17 protein-coding genes and 1 tRNA gene are annotated in these 17,286 nt (G+C 54.8%); 9 read left to right on the top strand and 9 right to left on the bottom strand.

All coding sequences use genetic code 11. From position 1 onward, the window contains the following. The first annotated feature begins 21 nt into the window (after window positions 1-21). From ACR0NA_RS13485 to hemF, 3 genes are read left to right on the top strand one after another with little or no spacing between them, the layout of a single operon-like run. Complete coding sequence (locus ACR0NA_RS13485; RefSeq protein ID WP_480729499.1) at window positions 22-987, top strand: class I SAM-dependent methyltransferase; 966 nt, start codon at window positions 22-24, stop codon at window positions 985-987. 37 nt (window positions 988-1,024) lie between these two features. Then, entirely contained in the window at window positions 1,025-1,825 is an 801-nt protein-coding gene (locus ACR0NA_RS13480) for an SDR family NAD(P)-dependent oxidoreductase (RefSeq protein WP_480729498.1), read from the top strand. A 6-nt stretch (window positions 1,826-1,831) separates the two neighbouring features. After that, window positions 1,832-2,716, top strand: a complete 885-nt coding sequence (hemF, locus tag ACR0NA_RS13475) for an oxygen-dependent coproporphyrinogen oxidase (RefSeq protein WP_480729497.1) — start codon at window positions 1,832-1,834, stop codon at window positions 2,714-2,716. Between the two features lie 133 nt (window positions 2,717-2,849). Here the strand turns inward: hemF and ACR0NA_RS13470 are convergent, their stop codons facing one another. Next, window positions 2,850-3,263: a hypothetical protein gene (locus tag ACR0NA_RS13470; RefSeq protein ID WP_170657357.1), complete on the bottom strand. Its 414-nt coding sequence runs from the start codon at window positions 3,261-3,263 to the stop codon at window positions 2,850-2,852. A 213-nt stretch (window positions 3,264-3,476) separates the two neighbouring features. Here ACR0NA_RS13470 and ACR0NA_RS13465 point away from each other — a divergent pair, with 213 nt between their 5' ends. Together ACR0NA_RS13465 and ACR0NA_RS13460 are read left to right on the top strand one after the other, a co-directional pair. After that, entirely contained in the window at window positions 3,477-3,989 is a 513-nt protein-coding gene (locus tag ACR0NA_RS13465; protein ID WP_170657355.1) for a toxin-activating lysine-acyltransferase, read from the top strand. Between the two features lies 1 nt (window position 3,990). After that, the gene (locus tag ACR0NA_RS13460) at window positions 3,991-4,899 is read left to right on the top strand and encodes a Hint domain-containing protein (RefSeq protein WP_480729496.1); all 909 of its coding nucleotides are present in this window, start codon (window positions 3,991-3,993) and stop codon (window positions 4,897-4,899) included. Here the strand turns inward: ACR0NA_RS13460 and modC are convergent. The 4 genes from modC to ACR0NA_RS13440 form a co-directional block, all read right to left on the bottom strand. Further along, complete coding sequence (gene modC / locus ACR0NA_RS13455; protein ID WP_480729495.1) at window positions 4,896-5,999, bottom strand: molybdenum ABC transporter ATP-binding protein; 1,104 nt, start codon at window positions 5,997-5,999, stop codon at window positions 4,896-4,898. The genes ACR0NA_RS13460 and modC overlap by 4 nt on opposite strands. After that, window positions 5,996-6,688, bottom strand: coding sequence for a molybdate ABC transporter permease subunit (gene modB / locus ACR0NA_RS13450; protein ID WP_480729494.1), 693 nt, complete (start codon window positions 6,686-6,688; stop codon window positions 5,996-5,998). Before modB ends, modC begins: the two co-directional genes overlap by 4 nt. Window positions 6,689-6,693: 5 nt before the next feature. Beyond that, window positions 6,694-7,470, bottom strand: a complete 777-nt coding sequence (gene modA, locus ACR0NA_RS13445; RefSeq protein ID WP_480729493.1) for a molybdate ABC transporter substrate-binding protein — start codon at window positions 7,468-7,470, stop codon at window positions 6,694-6,696. A 72-nt stretch (window positions 7,471-7,542) separates the two neighbouring features. After that, window positions 7,543-7,731: a hypothetical protein gene (locus ACR0NA_RS13440; protein WP_480729492.1), complete on the bottom strand. Its 189-nt coding sequence runs from the start codon at window positions 7,729-7,731 to the stop codon at window positions 7,543-7,545. On the opposite strand from ACR0NA_RS13440, the gene ACR0NA_RS13435 reads away from it, so the two are divergent. The 4 genes from ACR0NA_RS13435 to ACR0NA_RS13420 all read left to right on the top strand — a co-directional run bounded on the left by ACR0NA_RS13435 (window position 7,723) and on the right by ACR0NA_RS13420 (window position 12,338). Continuing rightward, entirely contained in the window at window positions 7,723-8,976 is a 1,254-nt protein-coding gene (locus ACR0NA_RS13435; RefSeq protein WP_480729491.1) for an aminotransferase class V-fold PLP-dependent enzyme, read from the top strand. The two genes, ACR0NA_RS13440 and ACR0NA_RS13435, sit on opposite strands and share 9 nt — an antisense overlap. Window positions 8,977-9,071: 95 nt before the next feature. Continuing rightward, window positions 9,072-9,147: transfer RNA gene (locus ACR0NA_RS13430), tRNA-Val, on the top strand. 130 nt (window positions 9,148-9,277) lie between these two features. Next, window positions 9,278-10,285: a tyrosine-type recombinase/integrase gene (locus ACR0NA_RS13425; RefSeq protein WP_480729490.1), complete on the top strand. Its 1,008-nt coding sequence runs from the start codon at window positions 9,278-9,280 to the stop codon at window positions 10,283-10,285. Window positions 10,286-10,826: 541 nt separating this feature from the next. Further along, window positions 10,827-12,338: a hypothetical protein gene (locus tag ACR0NA_RS13420; protein WP_480729489.1), complete on the top strand. Its 1,512-nt coding sequence runs from the start codon at window positions 10,827-10,829 to the stop codon at window positions 12,336-12,338. Between the two features lie 793 nt (window positions 12,339-13,131). Here the strand turns inward: ACR0NA_RS13420 and ACR0NA_RS13415 are convergent. The 4 genes from ACR0NA_RS13415 to ACR0NA_RS13400 form a co-directional block, all read right to left on the bottom strand. After that, window positions 13,132-13,923, bottom strand: coding sequence for a DUF3299 domain-containing protein (locus ACR0NA_RS13415; RefSeq protein WP_480729488.1), 792 nt, complete (start codon window positions 13,921-13,923; stop codon window positions 13,132-13,134). A 145-nt stretch (window positions 13,924-14,068) separates the two neighbouring features. Continuing rightward, window positions 14,069-14,896: a hypothetical protein gene (locus ACR0NA_RS13410; RefSeq protein ID WP_480729487.1), complete on the bottom strand. Its 828-nt coding sequence runs from the start codon at window positions 14,894-14,896 to the stop codon at window positions 14,069-14,071. A gap of 68 nt (window positions 14,897-14,964) precedes the next feature. After that, a complete protein-coding gene (locus ACR0NA_RS13405; RefSeq protein ID WP_480729486.1) occupies window positions 14,965-15,390 on the bottom strand; it encodes a putative quinol monooxygenase in 426 nt (141 codons plus the stop codon). Window positions 15,391-15,449: 59 nt separating this feature from the next. After that, the gene (locus tag ACR0NA_RS13400; RefSeq protein ID WP_480666274.1) at window positions 15,450-17,192 is read right to left on the bottom strand and encodes an amidohydrolase; all 1,743 of its coding nucleotides are present in this window, start codon (window positions 17,190-17,192) and stop codon (window positions 15,450-15,452) included. Window positions 17,193-17,286 lie beyond the last annotated feature (94 nt).

Here is a 17,286-nt window from a genome sequence, read left to right as displayed (position 1 = left end):
AATGTCTTTGCGGAAATGAATATGTCCCCTCGTCTGAGTCTGGCTGTAGAACGCGGTCTGAACCTGTCCGGTCCCGTGTCGGTAATTTTGCCGACTCCGACGCATGATCTGTCGTCCCTGCCCCTCGGAGCCCAGATCGTGCAGCCGTTCAAACCCTTCCACGATTATTTTGCAGCGCAGGGTTTTGAGGTTGTACCCGAAACGGCCGAACCTTGTCGTGATGCAGTTCTTTTCCTACCGCGCGCCAAGACTTTGGCAAAGGCAATGATTTCCGATGCGTGTCGTCGGGCCTCGGGCCTTGTTGTTGTTGACGGTGGCAAGACGGACGGTGTGGACAGCCTGCTAAAGGAAATTCGCAAGCGGGTTGCCGTTGAAGGACCAATGGCCAAGGCACATGGCAAGATTTTCTGGTTTTCATCCGATGCCGGTGCTTTCGCAGAATGGGCCGCACCGGACACAATGCTGGCGGATGGGTTTCGGACCGCGCCCGGAGTGTTTTCTGCTGATGGGCTTGATCCCGCATCGGCCCTGTTGCTGAAGGCGTTACCAAACAAACTCGGGGCCAAGATCGCCGATTTAGGGGCTGGATGGGGGGCACTGTCGGCAGGACTACTGCATGATGAAAGCATCACATCCATCCATCTGGTCGAAGCTGATCACACTGCACTGAATTGCGCACAAGATAATGTTCAGGACCCCCGCGCCCAGTTTCACTGGGCGGATGCTACAACCTGGACCGCGCCGGAACCCGTCAATACGATTGTAATGAACCCGCCTTTTCATACATCGCGCAGTGCAGATCCGTCATTAGGTCAGGGATTTATTGCAGCCGCCGCACGCAACCTGACACGATCCGGCAACCTGTGGATGGTGGCCAACCGCCACCTGCCTTATGAAACCAATCTGACCGACACTTTTGCACATGTCGAGGAAGTGACCGGCGACAATCGGTTCAAGGTGCTTCACGCCTCTCGCCCCCGTCGGTGATCCCGGCTAACCTGCGCCGCAACTCAGGAGGAACCTCATGTCGTTTTCCATCGCGGGCAAATCCGCCATCGTCACTGGCGGAGCTAACGGCATCGGACTGGCCATCGGCCGCCACTTTGCAGATGCCGGAGCGAATGTGATGTTCGCGGATATGGACGAAAAGCGCCTGACCGAGGAACTGGGTGAGCAGGCGGACGATAGCAATATCCGGTATTTTTCAGGTGATCTGCGCGAAAAGCTGACCATCGCCAATCTGCTGTCGGCCACCATCGACGCGTTCGATCAGGTGGACATTCTGGTAAACGGAGCCCGGCAAGTTATCCAGTCCGATCCGCTGGATGTGGAGGACGACTCGGTCCGAACCCTACTGAACCAGAACTTGATGCCGGCCCTGAGGCTGAGCCAACTGGTCGCCAGACGCATGATCAAGCAAGCCGGCGATGAAGATGAGGAACCGGCAGGATCAATCATCAACCTGTCGTCTATTGCCGCGCGCCGCACGCATCCCGATTTGATGGCCTATTCGGTTTCCACGGCGGCGCAGGATCAGATGACGCGCTCGCTTGCTGTTGCCCTGGCCCCCAACCGCATTCGCGTGAACTCCATTGCGTTGGGTTCGGTCATGAGCGCCTCTCTGCGCTCGACTTTGAAAGACAACCGGGACTTTCGCGAGGATATAGAAAAGCACACGCCCCTGTCGCGTATTGCAGCACCGACCGAGTTGGTGGAAACCGCGCAGTTCCTTGCCTCGGACGCGGCGGGTTTCATGACCGGCCAGATTCTCACAATTGACGGTGGGCGCACTCTGCTTGATCCCGTCGCAGCTCCGGCACACTGATCCACGATGTTTGATACCGAAAAATCCACCGCAGCCGCGTGGTTCCGTCACCTGCGCAATGAAATCGTTACCGCCTTTGAGGCACTGGAGGACAGCCACGACACCGGGCCGTTCTCTGACGCCGATCCAGGCCGGTTCGAGGTCAGGGAAACCAACCGCCAGTCAGATGACGGCTCAGATGCGGGTGGCGGCCTGATGTCGGTCATGCGGGGTGGACGGGTGTTCGAAAAGGTGGGCGTCAATGTCTCGACCGTTTTCGGTACACTCGGAGATAGGGCACAAAGCGCGATGGCAGCCCGAAAGGGTATTCCGGGCATGAAGGAAGATCCGCGTTTCTGGGCGTCAGGCATCAGCCTTGTGGCACACATGCAAAACCCGCATGTGCCCGCTGTCCACATGAACACACGTATGTTCTGGACACCGCATGCCTGGTGGTTCGGTGGAGGTTCCGATCTGAATCCATGCATCGAGTATGATGAGGACACCGCGCATTTCCATGCAACTCAAAAGACCCATCTGGACCCTCACGGCCCGGGACATTACCCGCGCCTCAAGGACTGGGCGGACGAGTACTTCTATATTCCGCATCGAAAGCGCGCCCGGGGCGTCGGGGGCATTTTCATGGATGATTATTGCACCGACGACTGGCAGGCCGACTTTGCCCTGACGCAGGACATTGGCCGGGCCTTTCTGCCCGCATACTTGCCATTGGTTGAAAAGCGCAGGCTTCAGGCGTTTTCGGATGAGGACAAGTCCACCCAGCTGGTGCATCGCGGTCTATATGCCGAATACAATCTGGTCTACGACCGCGGAACCAAGTTCGGCCTGGAAACCGGCCACGACCCGGATGCAGTTCTCATGAGTCTGCCACCTTTGGCAAAGTGGGTTTGAATTCCTAATCGCCTATAAGGTTCAAATCGCCTAAAGCGTTTCGGGCTTAACTTGAAACACGAATACACTGCCACGCCTAAGGCGTTCTCGGCCATTCGCGTCTCAGAACGATTCAGATGAAACCCGGAACGCTTTAGTTGAACCAGATTTCGTCTGCAGTGTTGTCGTAGCAGTAATTCTGCGCCATCGCCGCGTTCATATTGTCGCCAATGCGTTTCACCTGCACTCCGAACCCTGGTTTGGTGTCTGAATCAGGGGGGGCCTGCAACGCGAACTGAACGCCCTTTTTGCCTGGCTCGGAAACCGAAGGCCCAACGGCCTTCCAAAGATACACACGCTGCGTTGCCGAAGTTCTCAAAATGCGGATCGCATAATCCCCTGCCCCGCACCAATAGTCGCGTGGCACCGATCCGTGGTAGTTCACAACCTCAAAAACACCGCCACTCAGCGCATAGACCCGCGCCTTGTTCCACGCTTGAAAGGCCAGCGCCAGCCCGGGGGCGGCTATCAGTAGGGAAACCGCAATTGCCTTGACTACTCTGTTCATGATTGCCTCCGGCCAAACCACTTTCTTCAATTTCAGTATCGTAGCGTGATTTGCGGCAGGCGCCACTCACAATCGCTTGCAAAATCGGTCAACCCCTGTCGGAACAACAGTTTTTCAAAACTGGACCGGCGATGATCGAAATCGAAAGAAACATTTTTCAGATTGAATATTTAAGGCTATCGTAGGCAGAAGCGTTCAAATTGGTGAGGGTGATTGAAAGGCTCCTTTCCAAAAGACTGGTTCGATCTGTCACCCGAAACCTATGCTGATTTTGGGACCTTGTTCTATTTGGCATCTCTGACCGATACGCACAGACAACGCAGCCTGGCCCAGGTGCTGTACGCCTTCGAGACACCGCTGCGACTTGGGCAATATCACATATTCCGGCAAAACGGCTTTCCCCGCGGCTTTGTGACCTTCGCGGGCCTGAGCCCGGAGGCCGAGTACAGATACGCCATTCAGGATCAACCGCTGACCGATGCCGATTTTACCAGCGGCCAATCTTTCTGGATCATCGACATGGTCGCGCCCTTTGGGCAATCCCGGCAAATGGTCGAAATCCTCAAGCGTGAGATACCGCATCCGCGCGTCAGGACAAACCGTATGGACAGCGACCTCAAGAACCAGCGGATCGTCGAGTGGACGCGCGATCAGGACGGAGACGTACAGATGCGGCTGATCAAAAAGAAGGTTTTTGAAAGGATGCTAAAGCAGGAGGGTCTCTGAAATGGTCTCGATCACCGGCACAACAACAGGGATCGTTACCGGAGATCCCCCCAACGTCGCGACAGGCGATCTGGACCCGAGTAGCCCTTTCACGATTAATTCAGAGGCTTGGTCAATCAGCAGCCCGCCCACTCATGGTACGGCCAGCATCGACCCGAATACGGGGGAGTGGACGTATACGGTTGATCCCGCGTTCTTTGACTCGCTGGATTTCGGGCAGACTGTCCAAGACACCTTTACCGTGAGGTTGGATGCCGTCGTTCAAACCCTATTTGGCCCATTCGCGGCTAGTGATACCGTAACCATAACGATCGACATTCAAGGTGTGTGCTTTACTGCCGGCACTTTGATTGAAACCGGTTCGGGACTGCAGTTGATCGAAAACCTTGAGGTTGGTGATCTTGTCAGAACTGCGGATCATGGGTTGCAACCTATCAGGTGGATCGAAGCACAGGAGATGACGACCAACCGATTGAAGGACAACTCGTCCCTACGCCCGGTGCGCATTTCCGCCGGAAGTTTGGGGCCGGATATTCCCAGGCGGGATTTGGTTGTTTCGCAGCAACATCGCATGCTTCTGCGCGGCCCCAAAATCGAACTGTTATTCGGCACCAATGAAGTGCTGGTCGCCGCCAAGCATTTGTGTTCATGGCCCGGCATTTCGATAGTGACGTCCCACCAACCCGTTGAATACATGCATATCCTGATGGACAGGCATGAGATACTGTTTGCCGAAGACGCGCAGGCAGAAAGCTTGTATTTAGGTGAAGAGGCCCTACACGCCATGTCTTCCAAAGGATTGCAGGAACTGGCTGAGATTTTTTCAGGTGTGGAACAGTTCAGTGGCCGGATATTCGGCCCGGCAGCCCGGATGATCCTGCGAGAGCGTGAGGCAATCGCACTGGCCTAGTTGTCGCTTGCAGCGATATGTCCGCCAACATCCTGAGGCGCGATTGCAACCGTCTTGATGACGGCATGACATTCCGCTCCTTCGGTAAGGCCCAAGGCAGCAGCGGAACGGCGCGTGACACGCGCCAGAATTGTTCCGGCGCGACACCGGACCGAGACGATCGCACCGGGGCCATCACCGGCACGGATACCTGTGACGCGGCCCTCCAGCACGTTCAACGCCGACAACCCTTCGGGCTTTCCTTTGGAAAGGATGACCTCTTGTGCCGCGATCCGAACACGAAGACTTTCACCAACCCGATGAGGAACTTGCGGCAGGAACAACCGATCACCGCCCGCATCCAGTTCCGTCAAACCATCGGTGTGGTGCGCAATTACTCTGGCCTGAAGAACCGCACCTACGGCGCGAACACCAGCCGGGGCGACTGCGGGATCAGACAGAACCTCGGCCGCAGGTCCGTGCCGGGCCACCTTGCCGTCCTGCAGCGCAACGACGGATGTTGCCAGTCTGGCGACTTCTGCGGCTGAATGAGTGACATAGAGGATCGGGATCGAAACCTCGTCGCGCAACCGTTCAAAATAAGGCAAAATCTCAGCCTTGCGGGCGTCGTCGAGGGCCGCAAGGGGCTCATCCGCAAGGATCAGACGGGGCGAGGCCAGCAAGGCGCGGCCAATGGCCACCCTTTGCTTTTCACCGCCGGACAACAATGCGGGTCGCCTGTCCAGCAGATGACCGATACCCAGCATTTCGACCACATTGCTCTGGCTTTCACGCCGCGCGGTTCTGGGGGCAAACCATCGGCCATAAGCAAGGTTCTGGCGCACCGTCAGATGCGGAAACAGTCGGCCTTCCTGAAAGATATATCCCAACCTTCTACGATGTGGCGGCAGCCAAAAATCCTGCTGAGTATCGAATAGAACCCAATCACCAACCGCAACCCGACCCGCCATCGGCTTCATAAGCCCGGCCACTGCGTTCACGACTGTCGTTTTGCCGGAACCGGACCTGCCGAACAGAACCGTCACGCCAGGAGGCGCATCGAACGTCACATCTAGGTCAAGGTTCGGTAACTGTTGAGATACGTGAACGGATAAGCTCATGCCCCGGCTACCCTCTGCGCGGCGCGGCGCCCGACGTATTCAGACAGCAGCAGTGCGCCCATGGCGATCACGATGGATATGATCACCAGCCGCGTCGCGGCAGTTTCTCCGCCCGGAACCTGTAAAAAGGCGTATACCGCCGAAGGCAGCGTCTGGGTCTGTCCGGGAATGTTCGAGACGAAGGTTATGGTTGCTCCGAACTCGCCCATGGCCTTGGCGAAGGCCAGAATTGCGCCGGCAACTATTCCGGGAAGGATCATCGGAAGGGTGATCGTCGCAAAGACAAATGGACGGGACGCCCCCAATGTGGCGCCCGCCTGTTCAAGTTTGGGATCCACCGCCTCAATCGACAACCGGATGGCACGCACCATCAGTGGAAAAGCCATGATCCCCGCAGCAAGCGCGGCACCGGTCCAGCGAAAGGCAAAGACAATCCCGATCTGGGCAAGCATACCGCCTAACGGGCCTTGCAACCCGAATGTCAAAAGCAACAGGTACCCGGTCACGACAGGTGGCAGGATCAATGGAAGATGCACCAGACCGTTCACCAATTGCCGCCCCGGAAACCGCCATCGCGCAAGTGCGTAGGCGACAAAAACACCAAAAGGCAGCGAGATTAGCGTCGCCCAGAACGACACGCGAAGCGACAATGCAAGGGCATCCCATTCTGCCGGGCCAAGCCAGTTCATCGGTGTCACACCCCCGGCAGGGTGAAACCCTGCGCGGCAAATACGGCTTGGGCGGCGTCGCCTTGTAAGTAGTTCAAAAAGCCCTTTGCGGCAGCATCGTCAGATACAACTGCCGCCGGATAGACAATTGGCTGATGCGTGTCGGCAGGGAATTTCCCTACAACCCTTACCCGCCCGTCAGCCTGAGCGTCCGAGGCGTAAACCACCCCCAGCGGTGCGGCACCGGTTGCAACCAATGCCAATGCCGCGCGCACATTATCGGATTGTGCAACGCGGTCACTGACTTCGTTCCACAACCCCAGATTCTCAAGCGCGGTGCGCCCGTAGATTCCCGCCGGTACAGCATCCACCAAAGCCATCGCCAGATACCCTTCGCCCAGCCGGTCCTTCAGATTGAAGTCCGGCCCAAGCTCTGCTGTTTCCGTGCCTTCGGAGGTTCCGATCAGGACCAGAGTGTTACCCAGCAAGTCCACGCGCGCAGATGGATCAACCAGCTCTTGCGCCTCAAGCTCATCCATCCAATCCGAATTGGCCGAAATAAAAACATCTGCCGGTGCACCAAGCTGAATTTGACGGGCCAAAACCGAGGATGCCGCGAACGACACCGTGATCTTGTTACCGCTTTGCTCTTCGTAGTCCCGCGCAATCTGATCCAGCGCGTTTTTCAGACTGGCTGCCGCAAAAACAAGCACATCATCAGCCTTGGCCCGCAGCGCAGTCGCAAAAACGGTCAGGAAAACAAGCAGCACGGCAACGCAATAACGCGCGCGGAACAGCGTCATGGATACTCCCATCGGGATCAATGTCTTTACTTGGGAATATCGGAGCCGGGCAGCAACAAGCAAGTTCATTTCTCATCGACAGGACAATGGCACGCCGCCATATCTCCGGCCCGTCAGAACAGAAACGTTGGCGCGGGCTTTTCTTTTGGTGTCGCAAACGGCATTGAGTCTGGCAATCCTGCGGGTCAAAGCTGCTGCAAGGCCGCCGGTTCCGGTTGGCAGGAACACCGATTTCAACGACAGGACCTTGAGATGCTGCATGAAGAACCCGGCCTGATAGACGCCATTCGCGACCGCTTTGCCCATGTGGATACTTGCCCATTTCAGGGACCCCGAATTTTCTTTGAAAATGCAGGTGGTGCGCTGACGCTGAATTCGGTTGTCGAAACATCGGCCAGGTTTGCGGCAATTCCGGACAATCAGGGTCGCGACAATACCGCCAGCCACGCGCTGGTCGATATCATCAACAAATCCAAAAGTGATCTGGCGACGTTCATGAACGCCTCGTCAGGCCAGTTCTTTGTCGGTGAAAGCGGCACCGAATTGTTGTTTCGTATGATCCGTACGGCCTGTGTAAATGCCCCGAAGGGCACCAAGGTGATTGGTAGTTCGATCGAGCACCCGGCCAGCCGCAGCGCCGCGCGCCGCTGGGCAGATATCGCGGGGCTTGAGTACGTCAACGTCGAACACGACGATGAAACAGGCTCTGTAACCAAGGACGACTACCTCGCCAAACTGACACCGGATGTGTCAGTTGCCACGATTTTACACGCCTCCCCGGTGACGGGCATCGGTATGGATGTCGCGGCCATTGCAAAGGCTATTCGGGAAATTGCCCCGGACTGTTTTATCATCGTAGATGGCATCCAGCACGCTGCGCACGGGCAACTGGACATCGACAGCTATGGCGTGGATGGTTACGCGATCTCTCCGTACAAGGTGTTTTCCCGTCACGGATACGGAATCGCCTGGATTTCGGACCGGCTGACAAATCTACCTCATGATATGCTGATTGATGCCCCCGCCACGGGGTGGGAATTCGGCACCCGCGACACGGGTTCTTATGCCACCATGTCCGATGTGGTCACCTATTTCGATTGGCTGGGCGGCGAAGTATCGGATGCAACTGACCGGCGATCCCGAATCGAAGCAGCCGGGCAGGCAATACACGCTTATGAGACACATCTGACCGACGCCATGATAAACGGTACGGGAAACCTGCCCGGACTGCGGGATATGGAGCACGTTTCGATTCTGGCCGGCGCTGATAACCCAGCGCGTGAGGGACTGGTTTCAATCGTGGTGGACGGATTTCCTTCGGCAGATGTCGTGACCAGGCTCAACAACCACGGAATTCGCACACATACGCGAAAGGCGGACCACTATAGCGGAAACGTACTGAATCCTCTGGGTTTGAGTGACTGTATCCGCATATCCCTTTGTCACTACAATACGGAACACGAGGTCGCACAGTTATTGGCCGTTTTGAAGGACATCCGGGACTGATTGCGATTTGTAATTGGACCGGGGCCAATCCAGCGCAATATTTTGTGTCAGACCCTCTTGCGTCTGCGCGCTGGCTTGGCTACATCCCCCCTCACGGGTGATTAGCTCAGTTGGTAGAGCGCTTCGTTTACACCGAAGATGTCGGGAGTTCGAGTCTCTCATCACCCACCATCCTTTCCCCGCAATGTATCAAGGTCTTACGCGACTAGCACCTTTTGCTGTTCTGCGCATGAAACTGTGTCCGCTGCGCCTCCGCTGCACTTAAACGGAAAAGATGTCTCCAATACAGGAGATATGGGCCATGGCAACAATCGTAAAACGGCCTAGCGGAAAGTGGCAGGCGACGGTTCGGAAGGACGGGCAATCCCGATCCAAGTCCTTTCTAAAGCGTGCTGATGCGACGAAGTGGGCTCGTGAGACGGAGTTGAGCGCCGACAGGGGATTACTAACCCCAGACCTAAGTGTGAACGCATCCGAGATGACACTTGGTGAAGTGCTGAGAAAATACCGAGACGACGTCACGAGCGAGAAACGGTGCGCGGACAATGAAAGTTATGCAATCAACGGGTTCCTGCGTAAGTGCTCCAAGTTAGCCACCAAGAAGGTCGGCAAGCTGCGATCCGCTGATTTAGTCCACTATCGTGACCAGCGCATTAAATCCATGAAGGCTGCAACTGTAGTGAGGGAACTGGGTTGGTTGCAGCACGCCCTTGATGTCGCCTGTGAGGATTGGGGGCAGACCCTGCCACATGGGAACCCGGTCAAACCTGTCCGGCGGCCCAAGATCGACAACCGCCGCGAGAGACGATTGCAGCAAGGAGAATGGCAGGCTTTGTTGGAAGCCGTAAACCAAGCCCGGTCTCCGCTGATGAAACCGTTACTGACGCTGGCCTTGGCAACCGGAATGCGACGAGGAGAATTGCTGTCGATACAATGGAAGCACGTGGACCTTGAGCGTCGGACAGTTTTCTTGCCCCAAACCAAAAACGGTCGCGCCCGTACAGTTCCTCTCAGCCCAAATGCCGTTGCCGTGCTGATGGACCTGCCACGCAGTGACGACCGGTGTTTGCCCTTGTCTGGTAACTCTGTGCGATTAGCCTTTGAACGTCTCAGGCAACGGGCGGGCGTGGTTGATCTTACTTTTCATGACATTCGGCACGAGGCCGTGTCCCGCTTTGTGGAAAGTGGGTTATCGCTTGCACAAGTCCAGATGATCAGCGGGCATCGCGATTTGAGGATGTTGATGCGTTACACCCACCTGCAGACCGATGACATCGTGGCAATGTTGGCAGCCGTCGAACATGCCTAAATCGGCGTGATGCTGTGCAGGGTGGTTAAACTCTCCCCAGTGCGTCAGCACGGGCCACCCTCACCTGCGTCCAACGACAACAAGTGCCCCTTGTGTATTTTGGCTGTGCGGTTGCTGGAAGAGCAGCCCTCAAGCACTGGCACTCACGTTAGCCCTCCGTCTAATGAACATACAGGCGCTAACCCTTCCTCTAATGAACTAACAGGCGTCACCCCTCCCTCAATTGAGCAAAACCCCTCCGTCAATTGAGCAAACAGGTTGCGCTCGGTCAGCGTTGATCGGGGTACACAATCATCTTCGACTTTCCTCGCTCCAATGCGAGTGGAGCGGGCGGTCGTTAAGTATCTATAAATAATAACAAAATCACGCCGACCTGTAAGCAAAGGTACTGAATAGAGGGCTATTAATCCCTCCAATTTAGCCATTGTGTGTTCACCGGGATTTTTTCCCAGTCGCCCCAATGGGGCAAATCCATCTGCTCGGCACCCGTCAGAGCACTATCCCCAAAATAGGTCCAATGGACCAAATACAGGAGACCTTCATGTCCAATATTCGTCTTGTCGACATGCCATGTGGCTATGGCAAATCCACGCAGATCAACCGCAGCTTCAAAAAGCAGGAGAAGTACATAGCGGTTGTGCCTTACCTGAGTGAGGTGGAACGGTTCATCGAAGATGCCCGAAAAGGCTCCGATTTCATACTTACACAACCCGTTAACAAAGGTAGCAACAAAAGCGATCACTGCGAGAAGTTGATCCGGGCAGGCAAATCAATCGCTTGTACTCACGCACTTTTCTACCGACTTGGAACTCTGGCAACCCAAGACACAGGGATTGCGAGATGTACTAAGTTCGATAGCAACGGCATACCGACCATCGAAGTCGATCACCTACTTGATGGATACAACCTCATCATCGACGAGGTCATTGATCCCTTGAAGGTGGAACAGACAGTCCGAAAGGTTGACTTTGACGCAGCTTACCTCGGCCTTGGCATGGCAATAGAGGAGCCTGACGGACGTATTGTTCCAACGGGAAAGTGGGATGAGCTATACCGCATTGGGGACAAGACATTTGACCGATCACTCTATGACAAGGCCAAGTCGGGTGCACTGTATCGCATAAGCGAGAAGCTGTTCGTCCTCGCCATTCCCAAAGAACTCTTGCTCAAGCCCAAATCCGTGACGATTTACACGTACCTTTCGGAAGGATCGGTGCTGCTGCAGTACCTGCAAAAACTGCAGAAAGGCCACCCCGAATGCTTCACATTGGAGGTGGAGCGTCTGGATGCAGTAGATGAGGCAGCATGGCGAGAAGATGTTGCTAACGCGCTAACGGTTCTACCCATGCCCGAGTTAGGGAACCAAAAGTGGACGCATTGCGCACAGCTAAAAACGATCAAAACGCACCGTGAATGTTCTTCAGTTGGTCAGAAGCTACGCAAGTTCAAAGACAGAGAACTGTATGGAGTAAACCTCAAAACCGTTATGCTGACGTGTGCACGTGACCTGTGGCATGGGGCAGTAACAGGCCAAAAGCCAAAGGCAGGCAGGCTTTCAAAGCATACACGGCTGTTCGGTCGAGCGGTGAAGGAAGAAGTGTACAACAAGGACACGGAGACCTTTGACGAGGAGTGGACCACAAACGGTGTCAGCTTTGTGCCCAACACTACACGCGGGACCAATGACCATATCGGATGCACAACAGCGGTGTACCTATATGACCAAAACCCCAACCCACAACTGCTCACTTTCCTGGGCATGAAGCGCGACAGCGATGAGGCGCGTCGGTTCTCAGATGCCTATGCGTTGACCGAACTGGTGCAGTGGCTATTCCGATCCGCAATACGTGTAGGTGGGCTAAACAACACCGGACGAGCTTACTCGCCTAGGCGTCCGGTAACGCTCTACATGCCATCTCAGAGGATGCGGAACCTACTGCTGAACTGGCTGCTATCGGGTGAGGTCAATAGTGGACAGGTTTGTGCCAAGGGGCAAAGGCAGAAAGAGTTGCTTGCCCGGTTGGAGGGTCGCCAGGTGGCGGCAGCAGCATAGTGCCGTTTGACATAACAGCGGAACAGACATTCCTAACTCGTGAAGAGGCCGCCCTGCGCGGCCTTTCTCGTTTCTGGACGGGTCGTCCGTGTAAGTATGGGCACGTGTCCGAGCGGTACGTTAGCAATCGCCAGTGTGCGCAGTGTAATGCAGAGCAAACGGCGCACCGAGATCGGAGATGTCGAGCAGTCGACCCATCTTACCGGATGTACAGGTCGGTACTAAACCGGTCGGGACAAGTGCTGATGGGGCGGGCGAGCCCGTCTAATTCTGTTGGCTGCTCTCAGGAGGACTTGAAACAGCACATCGAGGTCCGGTTCTCAGACGGCATGACATGGGATCGGTATGGTCATTGGGAAGTGGACCACATTATCCCTCTCACGGCTGCCCGGTCTTTGGAGCACCTCATCGAACTTTGTCACTACAGCAATCTGCAACCTCTTTGGAAGCGGGACAACCTAGCAAAGGGCGGGGCGTAAGCCTCGCCCGTGCGGGCTAGCATCTATCTTCTTTGGATAAGATGGCTTTCCAAAGTGGGTCAGGCCACACAGATAAAGATAGCGAGTATTCAGCCAAAAAAAGGTAAAGCTGACCTTCGTCGAGTTTACGCCGAACTTCCGTTCTGCGGACAAAGCTGCCGCTCTTGACTCTGGAGGCAATGGTTGCGCTCAACTCGAAAGGGAGCCTTTATTACGCGGTTTTGCGTGTCCTAAGCGCATTGTCATCCACATAGGTAAAATGCCTGAAACGCGACTTAACCTCTCGGTTTTTTGGCGGATGAGCTACTCCGAGATCAATAGGTGAATGCTTCAACAATATGCGCCTTGAGTTTATAAATGGATTCCACGTTTGTAGCGCCGTCGTAGAAGGTAACATCGCTGATTTTGAGCTCATCTGACAGTTCACCTTCGATCCAAAATGCTTCGAAAATCGATTTAAATTCGACGCCTTTTGGGTAATCAACATGAATGATCTGGTTGGGTGGCGGCGAAGGTGTATGAACGCAAGAACCTGCAACCGGGACAAACAGGAATTCGGTTACAGTTCCTCCGTCGATTGTCAGTGGTACTATGTACCCGGGTAGCCTGATTGTCGTGCCCAGTTTTTCTAAATTTGGACCGCGCCCGATTGAGTTGTTTTGCGCAATGATTTTTCGGCGCTCTAGCATTAGCTTTTCTACGTCGACGTCATTTGCGGCCAGAACACCATTGGCCGCCTTGTATTCTTTAATTAGATCAGGATCAGAGCGCTCACTGGTACTGGATGTTCGCCAACGAACTTGCGTTCGCATAGCGTTCAACAACGGATCTGGCAGCGTTTCAAATGGGGTTTCCAGAGACTTTAGGGTTGGCTTCAAATCACGCCAACTAACCGCAACATGCTCCTGAATAGATTCATCTAACGTTTTGGAGCTAGCGGCAATAGCCAAATCAAGTAAGCGCTCAGACATGTCAAAACGCTTTGCCCCTGAAGGAGACGCTTGGGTAGCAGATTCTTGTGGGCCTTGGGCAACCTCTGCCTGAGCAGCTTGAATGTGTGCGAACGCAAAAACTGTAATTGCCAGAGCGATCAGGTTACTTGTCATTTCAGAGCTCCAGTTATTACTCCAAGTCGCGACGGGTCCAAGTTTTCGACCTAGGTCTAATATGCACGGGATCGTTCACTCTCGCGGTTTTTGTTGTTCTCAATCGCTGAAAGCCGTCTCTTAAATCATGCTTCCAAAGCGCCAATCAAAAAAAGAACGATAATCCTAGCTTGAGTTGTCTGTCTGGCCCGCCGTCAGGTTTGCGCTCCAATGTGTAATACCCAACACTTACATCCATCGCAGTACCTTTGGCCTCATTGATGATCGACGTTTTGCCAGCGGTCAAACCCAATGGAATTGCCCATGCTTCATCATTGCTGGCGGAATTCCAGTTGTACGAAACGACGTTGTTGTACCCAACGTACCAACCCTCTCCCAAACCATAGTTCAAAATAGGTTGAAGGATGGTCACGTTGAAATCGTTCTCACCCCACATATGGGCGATGACACCACCCCACGACAAGTCACCGGTTTGCCCAAACATGACAAAGGCAGGGCCAGCGCCCCAACCTGCACCTTGCAATGCGTCATTCGTGTGCGTTGGCAGGGAAACTTGAAGGCCGTAGCCGAGTGCGATTCCGCTTTCTCCCGGTGTAGGTGAATAAAACGCCTGAACAGTTGAATCGCCGATGCCCCAGGTCAGATCATCTTCTTCCGAGGGGTCGACAATTCCAGGCGGCAACACGGCTCCGGGCTGGACACCTTGAATCGGCACAATTCCCCGAAGCACCAATGTGGCGTCAGTCAGTGGAACTGAATAGACGGGCTGTAGCTGAAAATTGTAGCTGTCGTCATCATTCGTCCCGGTCCTGAAAGCGATCGTGTTGTCGGTGATCAGCGCTTTTGTGTCCGCAAGCGGGTTCGCGGCCTTCCGCGCTGCCTGACAAGCCGCGTCACAAGCTTGAGCTTCGTTGGGTTGAACACTCATCAGCCCAGCGAAGAAGACAGCACAAGTGCAAAGTCGGCTTTTCATCATTTGCTCCCGTGTTCCGCTTAGATTTTTCTGTAGACTTTTTCTGAACCTTCTTTGCCACCGCGCATTCATTTGGATGGCCCTTGCGCTGCAGCGGCAATTGGTTGGCCAATCTCTGCCCCAATGCTTCGGAACAGTTCCTGATGGTCATCCGTAAGCTGCGATAGGGTGACAATCTTCTCGAACTGCGCCAACTCAACCAACTGTGGAATGAAGGGCTCGATCAACGCTTCGTGCCGGGCGTGGGCAGCCACATCCACATAGCGTTCGTAGCCGTACACCGTCTCGCCAACTCGGGCGAACTCGTAAACTAAAAGCCCGTCATCGGTGGCAGATGCCTCAACCATGTCTCTGGCCAAAGCATCGAAATCCTGTGCGTTTTCAGCCGGAACGCTCAGTATGGCAATGAATGCGACTTCTTCTGCCTGAGCATGAGTCACCATTGAAAAACTTGCAGCCACCCAAAAAGCTGTACAACGAACCAGTTGTTTCAATATTGGCCTCCTATCCGGAGTTTGCACGAGACGGCCAAGGGCGTTGTACGCCCCAGCCGTCAAATGCCGTCCCGATGCGTGAACCGCCCATCCATTAGCGTGCCCAACACCTTGATGTTCGAGATTTCGCGCGGTTCGACTGCAGTAATGTCCTGATCGAGAACAACAAGGTCGGCATATTTGCCCACTTCGATGGACCCTATCTTGTCCTCCATTGCCTGCTGCGCGGCAGGATAGATTGTGACCGCTTTCAAAGACTCTTCCAATGAGGCCGGTTTGCGCGACAATGGGAACGGTTTGCTGTCCGGATTTAGTGGGTCCTGCAAAGTCATCGCAATTTCAACGTTCAGGAGCGGACCGATCAGATCAATCGGCGCGGATGGCACATCCGAAGAAATCGAAACGTTGTGCCCCAATGCCATCAGCGACGAATAGCGGGCAAAAATCGCTTCGACCTTTGCGCGCCCCAACAGGTCCAAAGCGTTTACGTCCTGAGCTTCCCAATCGACATGGAAAAGCGGGGTCGTGTTCACCATGATCTCGTTTTCGATAACAGTCTCGTGGTCCTGATCAGATACCCAGAAATAGTGGTGCAAAAGGTTATTCGGAACATCGTACCCCGCGCCTCGCGCCGTCATGATCGCGTTAACCGTGTTGCGCACTGTTTGTGACCCATCGACGTGAGTGCCCACCGGAAGTCCGTTCTGATTGGCCTGCAGGTAGACCGAAGTTATCATTGGGCCTTCAATGGCAGCCGCACCGCGCGTCGCGGACCCATCAGCGTAATCGTCCAGCATCCAGGCAGTCTTTGAACTCCAGTTCCCTTCTGGATGGATTTTGATGCCCCAGATGCGCAGCATGTCACTGTCGTATTGCTCGCGTAATTCGAGTGTGTGTTCTACGATTTCGTTAGCAGTGGCGGTCGGGTCCTTGAACCCCGTCGCTACAAAGGTACGGATCGTTAGCTCACCGTTCTTTTCCAGTTCGTGTAGGTGGGCCAGCGCGAGTTTCTCGTCATCTTTCACGAGGGACAGATCGGTAACTGTCGGCATAGCCATCAGAGGCACGTGAACGGCTGTAATTCCAGTTTTGACGGCCTGATCGTAGAGGTTTTTCTGGATGTCAGGAATTTCACCTGCCGGGTCCCAAGCACCTGCATTTCTAAATGCCGCAGCCCACTGGAACTCAATGCCGATTCCTGTCTGGTTGCCTTCGGCGTCGCGCTGCCAGAACATCACACCCGGCACCTGATCCTCTTCATCAGGGCTAACTTGACCCGCTTCAAAGGCTTTGGAGTTCATCCAAACATCGTGGATTGTGAAGTCGAGGATAAAGACCGGACGGTCAGAAACCACCGAATCCAGATCTTCTTTTGTAGGCCACCCGCCATAAGCCACCTGATTGAACCCATAGCCAAGGATCAACTCCTCGTCAGGGTTTGCATCGGCATATTCCTTGACTGCGGCCAAGGCCTCCTCAAGCGTTTCAATTCCAAACAGACTTACACCGCGCGACGTCCAGCCCGATGCAACGATGTGATCGTGCCCTGACACAAAGCCCGGCAGCAGGGTATCCCCGCCCAAGTCCAGAACTTCGGTGTTATCACCGATCAGCGCCTCGGCCCCAGCAACATCACCAACGTAGCTTATCTGGTTGCCCGTGACCGCAACGGCCTGCGCGGTCGGCGCATCGTCATTCATGGTAAGCACGGATGCGTTGGTAAAGACCAGATCGGCGGCCTGCGCATAGAGAGCAGTTGAGGACACCAATAGCGCAGCAATGGAAAGTGTAAGCTTCTTCATGAGGCACTCCGAGGACATTGACAGGTTTTCTGTGTTCGAGATCGATAGTGTAACCTGAGTTTAGGACTGGCTATCCGAATCGTGCAAACTATTA

This window comes from Ruegeria sp. C11 (genome assembly GCF_056537725.1).
This window is presented reverse-complemented; position numbering and strand designations above follow the sequence as displayed.